The 13,296-nt window shown below is 37.4% G+C and carries 13 protein-coding genes; 3 read left to right on the top strand and 10 right to left on the bottom strand.

Going from position 1 to position 13,296, the window contains the following annotated elements:
• Positions 1–15: 15 nt before the first annotated feature.
• Positions 16–756, bottom strand: coding sequence for an acyl-[acyl-carrier-protein] thioesterase (locus tag AX762_RS06645; protein ID WP_177244054.1), 741 nt, complete (start codon positions 754–756; stop codon positions 16–18).
• 323 nt (positions 757–1,079) lie between these two features.
• On the opposite strand from AX762_RS06645, the gene AX762_RS06640 reads away from it, so the two are divergent.
• The gene (locus AX762_RS06640) at positions 1,080–2,615 is read left to right on the top strand and encodes an AbgT family transporter (RefSeq protein WP_071848363.1); all 1,536 of its coding nucleotides are present in this window, start codon (positions 1,080–1,082) and stop codon (positions 2,613–2,615) included.
• Positions 2,616–2,709: 94 nt separating this feature from the next.
• Positions 2,710–2,988: a hypothetical protein gene (locus AX762_RS06635; protein ID WP_071848362.1), complete on the top strand. Its 279-nt coding sequence runs from the start codon at positions 2,710–2,712 to the stop codon at positions 2,986–2,988.
• A 251-nt stretch (positions 2,989–3,239) separates the two neighbouring features.
• Here AX762_RS06635 and AX762_RS06630 read toward each other — a convergent pair whose 3' ends face one another.
• Positions 3,240–4,580, bottom strand: a complete 1,341-nt coding sequence (locus tag AX762_RS06630) for an aminopeptidase C (protein ID WP_371261635.1) — start codon at positions 4,578–4,580, stop codon at positions 3,240–3,242.
• Positions 4,581–4,786: 206 nt separating this feature from the next.
• On the opposite strand from AX762_RS06630, the gene alr reads away from it, so the two are divergent.
• Positions 4,787–5,956 (top strand): alanine racemase, encoded by a 1,170-nt coding sequence (gene alr / locus AX762_RS06625; RefSeq protein ID WP_071848361.1) that lies wholly within the window; start codon positions 4,787–4,789, stop codon positions 5,954–5,956.
• 100 nt (positions 5,957–6,056) lie between these two features.
• Here alr and AX762_RS12780 read toward each other — a convergent pair whose 3' ends face one another.
• The 8 genes from AX762_RS12780 to AX762_RS06580 form a co-directional block, all read right to left on the bottom strand.
• Positions 6,057–6,212 carry a hypothetical protein gene (locus AX762_RS12780; RefSeq protein ID WP_177244053.1) on the bottom strand — a complete coding sequence of 52 codons (156 nt, stop codon included), beginning with the start codon at positions 6,210–6,212 and terminating at the stop codon, positions 6,057–6,059.
• Between the two features lie 26 nt (positions 6,213–6,238).
• Entirely contained in the window at positions 6,239–6,466 is a 228-nt protein-coding gene (locus tag AX762_RS12775; protein ID WP_071848360.1) for a hypothetical protein, read from the bottom strand.
• 459 nt (positions 6,467–6,925) lie between these two features.
• Entirely contained in the window at positions 6,926–8,170 is a 1,245-nt protein-coding gene (locus AX762_RS12410) for a 3D domain-containing protein (protein WP_177244052.1), read from the bottom strand.
• A 270-nt stretch (positions 8,171–8,440) separates the two neighbouring features.
• The gene (gene fetB / locus AX762_RS06600; protein ID WP_071848359.1) at positions 8,441–9,205 is read right to left on the bottom strand and encodes an iron export ABC transporter permease subunit FetB; all 765 of its coding nucleotides are present in this window, start codon (positions 9,203–9,205) and stop codon (positions 8,441–8,443) included.
• Positions 9,205–9,855 carry an ATP-binding cassette domain-containing protein gene (locus tag AX762_RS06595; protein ID WP_071848358.1) on the bottom strand — a complete coding sequence of 217 codons (651 nt, stop codon included), beginning with the start codon at positions 9,853–9,855 and terminating at the stop codon, positions 9,205–9,207. Before AX762_RS06595 ends, fetB begins: the two co-directional genes overlap by 1 nt.
• 73 nt (positions 9,856–9,928) lie before the next feature.
• Entirely contained in the window at positions 9,929–10,831 is a 903-nt protein-coding gene (locus AX762_RS06590) for a YitT family protein (protein WP_071848357.1), read from the bottom strand.
• Positions 10,821–12,440 carry an amidohydrolase gene (locus tag AX762_RS06585; RefSeq protein WP_071848356.1) on the bottom strand — a complete coding sequence of 540 codons (1,620 nt, stop codon included), beginning with the start codon at positions 12,438–12,440 and terminating at the stop codon, positions 10,821–10,823. Before AX762_RS06585 ends, AX762_RS06590 begins: the two co-directional genes overlap by 11 nt.
• A gap of 118 nt (positions 12,441–12,558) precedes the next feature.
• The gene (locus AX762_RS06580) at positions 12,559–13,185 is read right to left on the bottom strand and encodes a glycosyltransferase family 32 protein (RefSeq protein WP_071848355.1); all 627 of its coding nucleotides are present in this window, start codon (positions 13,183–13,185) and stop codon (positions 12,559–12,561) included.
• Positions 13,186–13,296 lie beyond the last annotated feature (111 nt).

Raw genomic sequence — 13,296 nt, 5'->3', positions numbered from 1 at the left:
AATTGAACTCCCATCTTATCTTTCATTCCATTGAAAACTAGCTGAAGCATGAATCGTTTCATCCACGAGAATTTGATGATCAGTGTAAAGGTGTGCATCCGAACGATGGCTGACTTTACTGGTCACGGTATCGTCCTCTTTGACTTCTTTATCAAAAGTAATAATACCATGTTGTATCTGATGTGATGCCATAAAAGATGCATTCAAACTATCTAGTAACCATTCTATATATTTTGAATTATTGACATGCTGGTTTGCATCAATATCAAAATAACGCACGCTATAATTTGTCTGAACTGCCTGTATGAGATCTACTTCATGCGGTTTGGCGTTTCGGCGTATCCGTTTAGAAAAATCGGCTTGATAGGGATTAATGACCTCACTTGGAATTCTTGTCATCTTTCTATTTTCAATGTTCATGAGCGCAAATGTCGTCTTGACTTTTATTAATTCATTTTGATTATTATCGCGTACAATGAACTCACGATAGGTAAAGAGCTTATTATATTCTGTTGCAAAAGTTTCTATTTCTACTTCCTCTTTATAGTGTGGCATTCGCGTGACCACAAATTCATATCTGAGAACGATCCAGTTGAACCCCATTTCTCTAATCACTGATTCCTGCCTATTCAATTCGGCTGAATGATTTTCCGATACATTTAAGAGCACATTGACCAGCATTGATAAGGTCAGCTGTTGTGTTCGATCACACATGTAATATGTAACACTTTGTTTTTGTTTATACGATTGATTCACATTCATTTCTCCTTTAGATACATTGACTAAATTATAAAAGGAATCGATTTATATTACAATTTTAATTAACGATACTTCTGATAAAGTCGATTTTCTCATTAATTTTACCAGTTCAGTCTGACAATTCAACAAGAAATTATTTTTGTTTTTCAAAAAATAATTAGTTATATTTTATTGAACTTACCATGTGTTTTGTATTAGAATAGAATTTATAGTATAATAAAAAATGGAGCTAAATTTTAATCTTACTTATTATTCCCTCATTAATATGATTTGTAAGATTAGAACTTATTCCTATTTCATAAATTAAAGGAGGAAATTAAATGAATGATTCTGAACAAAATAGAAATAAAGGATTTCTTGGATTTATCGAGCGTGTAGGTAATGGGTTACCTCATCCAGTTATCATATTCGTAATATTAGCTTTATCTATTATCGTGATATCCGAAATCGTTGCCCGTTTTGGTGGACCAGTTGAGTATTTCAGCGCAACCGAAGGCGATTTCGTAAGCGTAGAAGCTGTTTCACTAATGTCAAGTGATGGCATAGCTCACATCTTTAATAGTGCTGTAACTAACTTTACAGGCTTTGCACCTTTAGGTACAGTACTTGTTGCTATGTTAGGTGTAGGTGTTGCTGAATGGACTGGCTTAATTTCTACGACACTTAAGAAATTATTGAAAGGCGTGCCAACAGGACTTTTAACTGCTTCTGTGGTATTTGCCGGTATTATTTCTAATATCGCATCCGATGCCGGATACGTTGTTGTTATTCCTTTAGGTGCTATTATTTTTGCAGGAGCTGGTCGTCATCCTATTGCCGGTCTAGCCGCAGCCTTTGCTGGTGTATCTGCCGGATTCTCAGCTAACTTGATCTTTGGTCCTACAGATGCATTGCTTGTGGGTATTACAAACGAGGCTTTAACCGCTGGTGGTATTGACTACGATGTAGCTGTTACAGCAAACTGGTACTTCATGATTGTTTCTACATTTGTATTAACTGCTGTAGGTGCTTTCGTCACAGAGAAAATAGTCGAGCCACGGCTCGGCGAATATAATGGGAGTTACAAACCAGACGATGAACCCATTACAGATATTGAAAACAAAGGTATGCGCAATGCATTTATCTCATTACTTGTCTTCTTGGGTATTATGGCGTTCATGATGGTCCCAGAAAACGGCGCATTAAGAGCTCTGGATGAAGCCACTGGAAATATGACATTGGATACATTCTTGAGACAAGGCTTACTCTTCATGATTTTCTTGCTTTTTGCAATTCCTGGTTATTTCTATGGAAAAACAACTGGCAAGATCGATACATCACATGATTTAGTTAAAGGGATGTCAGACTCCATGAGTTCAATGGGTGGCTACTTAGTCTTAGCCTTCTTCGCAGCTCAATTTATTAACTATTTCTCTTACACAAACTTAGGATTGATCTTAGCAGTCAGTGGTGCTGAATTCCTTGAAGCTATAGGATTTGTTGGTTTACCGCTTATTCTAGCTTTCATTATAGTTACAGCGTTCCTTAACTTATTTATTGGTTCAGCTTCAGCTAAATGGGCTATTATGGCCCCAGTGTTTGCACCAATGTTATTCGAAGTAAACATTGCACCTGAAATGACATTGATGGCTTACCGTATTGCTGACTCATCAACAAACATTATTTCACCATTAATGAGTTACTTTGCAATGATTCTTGTCTTTGCTAAACGTTACGATGAAAAAAGTGGATTAGGTACAATCATTTCAACGATGCTTTCATACAGTATCGCATTCTTGATTACCTGGTCATTACTATTGGTCGTATGGTACGTACTTGGCTTACCATTAGGTCCTGGCGCACAAATCATATTATAATTTGATTTTTAAGATTTCAGACATGTTCTCCTAGCGAGAACATGTCTTTTTTTACAATTTTATATTTCATGGTAAAATCATAAGGAGGGTTAAAATGTCCCAAAAATCTAAGAGAAGATTGCTTCAACTATTTGGTTTTATCATTGGCCTTTTATTTGGCTACTTTCGCCGATCACAAATGCAAGCTTTACTACCTGTATTAGCGATCGGCGTCGGTATTGGCTACTTTATTTTTTCCACTATAATATCAGATAAAGAAAAATCGGTAGATGATGTGGGCTGGTTCCCTTTTGTTCAAATGATCATGTATTTCATTATCGGTGGAGTTCTGTCATCTAATGTGTTACTGGCATTGGAATTACTATTACAATAATAAAAATGAAGAGACTGGGATTATGTGATATGCTCCCAGTCTCTTCATTTTTATTTCTTCATCATTAGTTTATATCTCTAATTGTTGCGTTAAGTCTGATTAGAGAAAAAATACATTTGAATGGTATCTCTTGCGCCCATATTGGGCGTACTCAAGTCATAAATCGTTTGAGCAATGCTATATGTCTGCTTCATTCGATATACTCAGCACAAGCCCAAGTTGAGCCATGACAAAAGTTTTAAACACTTTTTTTATTTCACCATTGCTAAAGCGCCCATTGGGTCCCAAGGTTCCAATTCGACCACTGGTTCATCCAAGGCTTTGAGCCATTTCCCATCAATGTATTTGCGCTTAACTGCAACTTGGTAATTGTATTCATCAAACCATTTATCACTCATTGAATACATACCTTTGTCTCCATTTTTATCTCCCCAACTGTTTTCGACTTTCCATTTGATTGGGTTGCCTTCGTCATCTAGATCGACTCCGACAAAGACCATAGCATGGGTTAACAGGCTATCACCATAATCGAGACGTTGTGCTTTCGTTAATTCTACCGACTCACCTAGAGTCACTTCATAATCGTACGCTTTATCATCCATGATCCCCGCTTCACGGTCAAGCATTTTACCGACGTCACATCCAAACCACACAGGTTCACCATTTTTAATTGACTGCATAGCGGCATCTTTTAAGGCTTCGATAGGCGCATTAACATACTTAATAGGTTGAGCTTCTTTTATTGTACCTAAATATTTAACCGTATAGGCTTTTCCAAACGGTTTGTCTTCTGTAGGAGCGTTGATCAAGCTAATGCGTTCCTCTAGATCCCACTTGACATATTTTTTGAAGAAATTTTGAGGTGTGATGCCACTGATACGGTTGAATTTATCATCTTTATCACGATATTCATACGTAAATGTTTCTGGCACTTCACCTAAGGTCTTAACTAAAAGTGAATAGACAAAATAGAGATAGTCCTCTTTCTGATCCATCAACTCTTCTTTACTTTTACCGGCTCTAAAACTTTCACGTAAATTGGCAGCAAAATCTCTTAATTTTGAAGTAAGTAACTGATTTAATTCTTTGGTGTTAGAAGAATGATAGGTTTCTGGCATGGCAGCTTTAGGTACTGCACCATATTTTTCTAAGATACCAGAAAACATGTCCCATTGTCCCCCATCTTGAACGGGAGCCTGCAAGAGATGCTGAACTAAACGTGAATTTAATGGTTCATCTACTGTTTCAATAATGCTGTCTAAGAAATAATTAGATTTCTCTAACTTGTCCCAAAATAATGTGTAATTTTCAGAGAATTCGAATGTTTTAACATTTAATTTTTCCATAGTATCTATACGGGCTGTATTTAAGGCCGCAAACATCCAGCAACGTCCGCTTGATTTTTGATTTGTTATTTCTCCTTTTTCAGTTTCATGAGAAAACACAAAATTATGGCGGCGAGTCATGTTGTTATCCACTGATGATTTATTAATGCCAACTTTGGCAATAGCATTTTGAACGGCTTTGTTACTCATGTTGTCATTAAATTTATCTCTATATATTCCCAACGTTTCTTTGGTAATTTTCATCATATTTACATCTCCCTTTAGTCACTGTATCTATCTTATCTAAAAACAAGCACAATGACAAGGTGTCATTTTATTGTTTCATTATCCACTGTAGACGGTACACTAACTTGAGCTGATTTTTTAACTGTCACAATAAAATATCAAAGTGCTTCTTCAATGTACATACTCGTTCATGTTAAAATAGGGAATAACCGAAAGGAGTTTTAATCGTGCATCATGGTAGTTATCGCTATACACGTGCAACAATCGACTTAGATAAAATCACTTACAATTATAATCAAATGAAAGGATTATTATCCCCAAAAACCAAATTCATGGGTGTGATCAAAGCTAACGCATATGGCCACGGGGCAGTAGAAGTAGGTAAACATTTAGAAAAACAGGACATCGACTTTCTTGGTGTGGCTATTTTAGATGAAGCAATGGAATTGAGAGAAGCGGGGATTAAAAGTCCGATTCAGCTATTAAGTCCTATTGAGCCTGACACCATCACACTGGCAATTAAAAATGATATCTCTATAACCGTTTTTTCAAAAGAAATTGCTGAAAAAGTAAAACGAGATGCTGAAAGTCTGCAACAAAAAGCAAAAATCCATTTAAAAGTTGATTCAGGAATGGGAAGAATTGGCGTTCGTTCACGAGAACAGGCTTTAGAATTAAGTCAATTGATGACCTCTGAATGGGTAGTTTTTGAAGGAATCTTCACTCATTTTGCTGAAGCAGAAAACACTGCTGATCCAGCCTACACAGAATATCAATATAATTTTTTCATTGATATTGTCGACTATCTAAATCAACAGAACATTAATTTTGATTTAACCCATTGTAGCAATACAGCAGCTGCACTATTATACCCTGAGTATCATTTGGATATGATACGGACTGGTATTTCCTTATTTGGTTACCATCCGGATAAAGCCTTGGAAGATGTAATCAATCTCGAACCGGTTATGCAGTTATCCACTCACGCTGCATTTTTTAAGCAAGTAGAAAAGGGGCAAACGATTGGTTACGGTAGAACCTATGAAACACCCGAAGAAAGAACTATCGCAACTATTTTAATTGGTTACGCAGATGGTATTCCCAGACAATTGTCCAACCGCTGGTATCTGACTACAGGGAATCATAAAGCACCCATCGTTGGTCGAATATGTATGGATCAATTAATGCTAGATGTCAGTGATATTCCTGACTTTTCAGAAGATACAGAGCTCATATTTATTGGTGATCCTAGTGATGATCATCCAAGTATCTACAAAATGGCTGAACTTACGGATAGTTTCCATTATGAAATATTATGTGGTATCGGAAAACGTGTACCTCGTGTGTATTTAAAAGACGAAACAGTTAAAGCCAAATATAACGCACTGCTTGACTAAACAGAAAAAGAAGCACAAGCCTCTATTAACAAAAGGTTGTGCTTCTTTATTTATATTATTCTTTTCAAAATACTTATCACTGACGAATAAAAAAGCAGTCTTATTCGTCAGTTTCGTAATCCATATCTTCGTCTAAATCTTCTGTTTCTTCGACATCTGGTGAATCGTTGTCATCGCCATTATACGCATCTCCGCAAGCAGCTAAGAGTAAGCCACCGGTCATAGTCAATGCGAGTAACTTTGTCAATTTCTTCATTCTCAAATTCCTTTCTAAGATCTTAATTAATCCATATCATCGTCTGTATCATCATCCATATCGTCATCCACATCTTCATCCATGTCCTCGTCAAGATCTCCATCCATATCATCGTCCAAATCTTCATCCATTGGATCTGCCGGATCTTCTATTCCTGGCGTATCATTATCATCAATCTCATCTGCATCTCCGCAAGCAGCTAAAAGCAAGCCGCCGGTCATAGTCAATGCTAGTAATTTTGATAATTTTTTCATTTTTATCTTCCTTTCTTTTCTTTTTAATACGTTAATTAATCCGTGTCTTCATACAAATATTTTCCATCACAATATGCAGCTATGGATAGTCCTATCATTGCTTAGAACATATATAGCTATTTCATATCATCTCTCCTTTTATTTGTTCATTCTTCTTAGGATTCATCAAATTAACTTCCTTTTATAAAAAACAACACTTTCAATATTTTAGAAGCTAACTTCGGATTCATTAATTATTTATTTGTTTGAAGTCGAATAGTAGAAGTAGCTATCACTAAAAGTTAATCCTTTACTTGAGTACACACTAACATGAATGAAAATCGTTTTAAAACATAACGCTTTAACAACTTATTTACTGATATGGCAATGCTATTATGTTTATTACAGTTTGTTTAAAAAAGCCAAAAAAAATAAGCATAAGGTATAAACCTTATGCTTATTTTAAATTGTATGAGTTTATTAGTTTAAAATTTTAATATCTAGTTCACGACGCCCAAACTGCCATGCAGCTTCTAAGTCTTCCATATGAAGGTCAATACGGTTACCTTTGATTGCACCACCAGTGTCTCCGGCAACGAATTCACCATATCCCGGTACAAATATTCTTGAACCTAATGGAATAACATTTGGATCAACAGCGATAACACGGGAATTTTCTCTTAAATCAATTCCAGCAAACGTAAAGTTACTTAGACTTGCTTGATTACGAGAATAAGCAGTTGCTTCAACTGTCATCCATTGACCCGACTCATCTTTAGTTTCTGCTTCAGCCTCTTGGTTAGAAGTTGTTGAGGCTTTGCTTTCAGTTGCTTTAGCCTGTGCTACTTCTTCAGCTTTTGCTGCTTCTGCTTTTGCTGCTTCTGCTTTTGCTGCTTCTGCTTTTTCAGCTTCTGCTACTCTTGCTGCTTCTTCAGCTTTTGCTGCTTCTGCTACTCTTGCTGCTTCTTCAGCTTTTGCTGCTTCTGCTGCTTCTGCTGCTTCTGCTGCTTCTGCTGCTTCTGCTGCTTCTGCTACTTCTGCTGCTTCTGCTACTTCTTCAGCGTTTGCTGCTTCTGCTGCTTCTGCTACTCTTGCTACTTCTTCAGCGTTTGCTGCTTCTGCTGCTTCTGCTACTTTCGCTGCTTCTGCTGCTTCTTCTTCAGCTTCTGCTGCTTCTGCTGCTTCTGCCGCTTCTGCTGCTTCTGCCGCTTCTGCTGCTTCTGCTGCTTTTGCTGCATCTTCGGCTTTTATTGCTTCTTCAGCTTTTGCTATTTGTTTTTCTTCTTTAGCTTCTTCTACTTCTTTAGGTGTCTCTGTTTCTTTTACTTCTTCTGTTGAAACATCGTAGCTTACGACTTCTTCTTCATTTTGTACGGAAACAACTGATAAATCCTTACTTAGATAAACCGTTGCTCCAGCACGAATTAAGCTGCGGTTATCAATATCATTAACTTTAGCAAGTTTATCAACTGAAATATCAGTTACTTGTGAAACACCCCATAATGTATCTCCCCATTGGAGAGTGTACTCTAATGTTTCATTCTCATTTTCCATATTTGCTTTTGCATCATTAATTTGTTCTTCAATCTCAAGCACCGTACTCGGTACCCAGTTTGAGCTACTGAATTCATTTGCGCTTGCTTCTGTATCGTTAGTTAGCATCATTAATCCCGCTGCAGATAATGTTAATCCTGCTTTAAGCCATGTGTTTTTCTGAATAGTCATTTTAAAAAATTCCCCTTTTCGTTTCATTCGACTGGTAAGGTTTCTAGACGATTTCCATTTGCGTTCAACCGTTTCTTTTGAACAACTGAATGTATCTTACCATGCGAATCGAAAATAAAAAGGGGTTTGAACGCTTTGTCACTTCCTTTTAGTTAGTTTGTATTATATCTGTTTTATTCTTACAGGACTATTTCAGATTAGAGATACCCTGTAACAGTGTAATATAAAAAGCCTCCTCTACTTATAAAGTAGAAAAGACTTTTCTAATACTCAAATTAGCAACTGATTCCGATCATTATAATATTCTCTATACGCTAAGTAGCTCGCAATAAAACTTGCAATACTTGTTACTGATATCAGCATAAACATGACAACAATTTGATATCGGATCGCATCTGTAGGATCTACTCCTGCAAATATCAATCCGGACATCATGCCCGGTAAGCTGACCAATCCAACTGTCTTGGTACTATCGATAGAAGGACTCATTCCTGTTTTGACACTTTCTCGAATAATACTCATCGACGCTTGCTTTTCATTCGCTCCCAAAGCTAGCTTTTCCAATACCTGCTGTCTCTGATCAGTAAATTTACTGTTTAGTGCTCGAAAAGTTAAGCCTATTGCGACCATAGCATTACTGGCTATCATTCCTGTAATAGGAACAATTTGCGATGGTACCCACTCAATTGCTCCTGAAACGATCATGATACTTAAGGTTATTGCGGTCCCTGCTCCGATAGCCGTTAATGATATAACAAGCGAATTAGAAATGCCCTCACTTCTTTTGTGTGCATTAAAACCGGCATTGAATACAATAAACAGGACCATAGCCAAGGTTACAAAGAAATCATCGACTTGAATGACATACTTCAATACAAATCCGATGATGAACAGCTGGATTACTGCTCTGACAGCTGCAATAAAGATATCATTGCCTAAACCCAATTTTTCCTTGTAAGCAACAAAGACAGCAATAAATATTAATCCTGTTGATAACAGCAGTGAAAAGTTACTGATTTCTAAATTTGAACCCATTATTTATCTGCCACCTTTCCATCAACGATTTGAATGACGCGATCTGCCTGATTGATTTCTCTTTCATCATGCGTAACAGAAAGTATAGTCATAGCCGCTTCTTCATTCAATTCATCTAAAATAGCATAAATAATCTCTTTGTTTTCTGCATCCAATGAACTTGTCACTTCATCAAGTAAAATAATATCTGGTTGATATAACAAATTCCTTACAAGAGCGACACGTTGTTTTTCTCCACCGGATAAATCTTTTACAGCTTTATCTAAGTAAGTACGATTCAATTTCACTCGCTCAAGCATGGTGACACTTTTCGTTTCATCAAACTCCTCATCACGTATTTCATAAGGAAAGGACAAGTTGTCTCTAACGGTTTGATCAAACAACGTGGCATTTTGAAAGAAATAGGAGACTTTTTTCCGGTAATCTATTGGGTTGATGTCAGCAATATTCTTTCCGTTATAGCTGACAACTCCTTCTGTGGGGGATAACATACTGGCAATGATTTTGAGTAAAGTGCTCTTTCCTCCACCTGAAGGACCTGTAATTGTCACGCGTTCACCTTTATTTATGGAAAAATTCAAACCCTTTAAAATATTTTCCTGATCTACACTGAAACTAACATTCTCGACTTCAATAATTCTTTCTGCCATTCTACTACTCCTTTGCATTTCCTTACTTTATAATAATTATAAAGTAAGGAAACTAAATTGCAACCATTCTAGACTAATCATTCCAAGCTTTTTCTGCTTGAGTGATCCGTGCAGCTTTCACTTCTTCAGACAAGTAGGTAAACCCTTCTCCCGTCACCTCTTGAACGTGAGAAATAGTCATGAACGCATTAGGATCGATCGCTTCTACGATCCGCTTGATACGCAACACTTCTCGTCGACTGATAATAATATATAAAATTTCTTTTTTCTCTTTTGTATAATAGCCTTTGCCATCAAGAATAGTTATACCTCTGCCGAGTTGTTGTTCAATAGCCTCAGCTATTTCTGTATACTTATCAGATATGATAAAGAAAGATTTTTTTGGATTTAGCCCTTCTAATATGAAGTCGATCACTTTACTTTGGATGTATAGATTGATCAGTGTCAAGAATGCATTTTCTGCACCAATAATGAACGCGCTCGGTAGTACTACAAAGACATCGATCATAAGCAGTCCCGTTGGAACATTGATACCGACGTACTTGTGCAATAATTTAGCAATGATATCACTGCCGGCAGTTGTGCCATGTCCCAGCATAATCAACCCTATGCCGGTACCCATAAATATACCTGAACCGATGGGTGCTAATAAAGTCGTCTCCGGAATGAATTCCCATCTGGTTACAACCAGTAAAAGTACCGATATGATTCCGTTGGCTACTAAAGTGTAATACAAAGTCTTTTTATCCAAAAACTTGTAACCGATCGCCAATATAAGTATATTGATGATAAAAATGGTGTAAGAAGGTGTAATACCTAGAACATAAAACAGGATCAGTGAAAAACCCGTTAAACCGCCTTCGGACAAGCCGTTAGGAACAGTGAAGACATTGACACTGATAGAATAGAGCAGCGAACCTATCACAATAAGAGCCAAATTCTTTAAACGTGTCTTGGTTAGGATCTTATTTTTCATCCGCTTCACCTCGACTATAAACACAGTCCCCATCGACATAAGTCTCTATTACCTTTATCACTTTGATTTGCTGCGGTTCACAGGTGAAAATGTCTTTATCAAGAATGATGAAATCAGCCAAGTAACCTTCTTTAAGTCGACCTTTATCTGACTCTTCAAAGGACGCATAGGCGCCTTCATAAGTATACGCATCTATGGCTGAATAAATATCTACTGCCTCACTTGGTAGATACGGTTCCGCATCTGAGGATTCTAAACGATTTCGCGTCAATGCACATTGAATATTATAAAAAGGATTAAACGAGACGATGGGAGCATCACTACTAAACGACTGATGGATCCCTTTGTTTATCATTGTCTGAAAAAGATACGAGGTGTTCGCACGTTCTTCACCGATACGCTCATAAATTATGGGCATATCATCATCCAAGAAAATAGGCTGTACGTAGGTTAAGTAACCTTTTTCAGCTACACGCTCTATGAGATCATGTCCGGTGATCTGCATGTGGTTGATTCCCAGTCTCAGCTTGTTCGGCTGCCCATTTAAGGCGGCATCATAAGCGTTTAAGATTGTCTCGATCCCGCGGTCGCCGATGCCGTGAATGATCACTTGAAAACCATGCTCGACTGCTGATTTGACTTCTGCTGTTAGTGTTTCCTGAGATTTGGTCAACATTCCCCGAGTTGTTGGATCATCGGAATAAGATTCTCTCAGCGCAGCTGTTCGTGATCCGAGCGTGCCATCTATAAAGAATTTTATCGGACCCACTCTATTCCAGCGTGATCCTTGTTGAAAGGAATAAGAACTATTTAAAAAACCTGATAGATATTTACCATCATTAAACCAGATCTGCTGGTAAAACCGAAGTGTTAATCGCTGTTCCTTTTCCAATTCCTCATAAAGCTTCAATGTCTCTTCAATCGTTTCGTCTTTTGCATCATTCGTGTGCATGGAAGTGAGTCCGACTTGATTGGCTAATTTCATCGTATCGATCAACAGCTTTTTCTTCTCCACTTTTGTTTTACGAGGAAGTTTTGCTTTGACTAAATCAACGGCGCCTTCTGTTAAGACCCCTGTAGGCTGACCAGACTCATCTTTGATTATCTCTCCGCCATTTGCAACGATTGTGGCGCTTGTGATATTGAAATAGTTTAAAGCGGCTGTATTCAAACTCATGACATGTCTGTCTACGCGCACTAAAACGACCGGAACATCTGCAGATACCTTATCCAAATCTAACCGGTCAGGCATCCTCTTTTCATCCGTAAAGGTTGTATGGTTCCATCCTTCGCTATATAAAACGGAATCTTTCGTCATCTCAGTTTCTGTAATGTGTTTTTGACAACGCTCTATAAGTTCTCTCAATGAGCTGACATCTGCGATTGGCAGCAAACTAATATATTCAGCTGTCATTAAAAAATGCAGATGCGAATCGATCAGACCCGGCAAGACCGTTTGTCCTTTTAGATCGACGACAGACTCTCCTTTAAAGACACTTAAACATTCGTTTTGGGTTCCTACTTTAACGATACGGTTATCATCAATAATCATCGCCTCGGCGAATGACTCTCGTTCTATGTAAATTTTTCCGTTTTTAAATAATTTCATGCAACCCATCCTTTCATAAGATGACACTCCTATTTATTATACAACTAAAAAATAATATATGTATACACACGAAAAAAACCAGAACATAAATGTCCTGGTTCACTGAATCAAATAATTATTATAACCAGCTTCCGGTAAACTGATGGATGCCATGTGTATTAGGCGTCGCATCCACTTCACGTGTCCAATAATCTTTGGGCGAAAAATATTCGCGTGGTAAAATAGTGCAATTTTCTATTTCTTGTCGCGTATTATTGGGTTTAAGTCCTCTTTCAATCATTATCTCAGTGATTCGATCTACATTTGTTTTATCGTCACGTGTACCATCAGCCAAAATAAACTCTCTACCCTCATAATCTTTGTACAGTTCTTCAATAAATGGGTGATGGGCTTCTGCTCCTATAATTCCTGTTGATATTTCCGTTTCGATTTCAAAGCTGAAAAAGGCAGGAAATTCACGAAATTTATCTATCGGTTTTATCAGTTCCATATCGGTATCACAATACACCCCACCGTGCTCTTTTAGTGCATGCAGACGGGCCACATCCGAAACAAAGGCATAGTCTTCTCTTTCATAAGCTTGTTCTGCATACTTCCCATGCTCTTTGGGAGTGAAATTTGATTCATCCCATCGCATAATTTCCCAATCAGGACAATACTTTTTCCAACTTGCTAAACATTTTTCTTCGAGCGGTCCGAGTTCATTTCCTCCGAACCAGGCATAATGAATGATCTTAGGTATCATAATTATCTCTCCTTCTAAAGTACTACATTTTATTTTAACAAACTAGTATATAAAAAATCGATCATAAAGACTTAAGCGGGTCAATAAGCATTTTCTTAAAAGGACTCGCCT

The sequence above is a fragment of the Alkalibacterium sp. 20 genome (assembly GCF_001885615.1).
Taxonomy (GTDB): Bacteria; Bacillota; Bacilli; order Lactobacillales; family Carnobacteriaceae_A; genus Alkalibacterium.
The sequence above is the reverse complement of the archived record's forward strand: the minus strand, read 5'-3'. Positions and strand labels throughout refer to the sequence as shown.

Excerpts from the sequence above, each read along its gene's own strand:
- AX762_RS06640 (WP_071848363.1), top strand. The coding sequence starts at position 1,080 with ATGAATGATTCTGAACAAAATAGAAATAAAGGATTTCTTGGATTTATC.
- AX762_RS06635 (WP_071848362.1), top strand. The coding sequence starts at position 2,710 with ATGTCCCAAAAATCTAAGAGAAGATTGCTTCAACTATTTGGTTTTATC.
- AX762_RS06630 (WP_371261635.1), bottom strand. The coding sequence starts at position 4,580 with ATGATGAAAATTACCAAAGAAACGTTGGGAATATATAGAGATAAATTT.
- AX762_RS12780 (WP_177244053.1), bottom strand. The coding sequence starts at position 6,212 with ATGAAGAAATTGACAAAGTTACTCGCATTGACTATGACCGGTGGCTTA.
- AX762_RS12775 (WP_071848360.1), bottom strand. The coding sequence starts at position 6,466 with ATGAAAAAATTATCAAAATTACTAGCATTGACTATGACCGGCGGCTTG.
- AX762_RS12410 (WP_177244052.1), bottom strand. The coding sequence starts at position 8,170 with ATGACTATTCAGAAAAACACATGGCTTAAAGCAGGATTAACATTATCT.
- fetB (WP_071848359.1), bottom strand. The coding sequence starts at position 9,205 with ATGGGTTCAAATTTAGAAATCAGTAACTTTTCACTGCTGTTATCAACA.
- AX762_RS06595 (WP_071848358.1), bottom strand. The coding sequence starts at position 9,855 with ATGGCAGAAAGAATTATTGAAGTCGAGAATGTTAGTTTCAGTGTAGAT.
- AX762_RS06590 (WP_071848357.1), bottom strand. The coding sequence starts at position 10,831 with ATGAAAAATAAGATCCTAACCAAGACACGTTTAAAGAATTTGGCTCTT.
- AX762_RS06585 (WP_071848356.1), bottom strand. The coding sequence starts at position 12,440 with ATGAAATTATTTAAAAACGGAAAAATTTACATAGAACGAGAGTCATTC.
- AX762_RS06580 (WP_071848355.1), bottom strand. The coding sequence starts at position 13,185 with ATGATACCTAAGATCATTCATTATGCCTGGTTCGGAGGAAATGAACTC.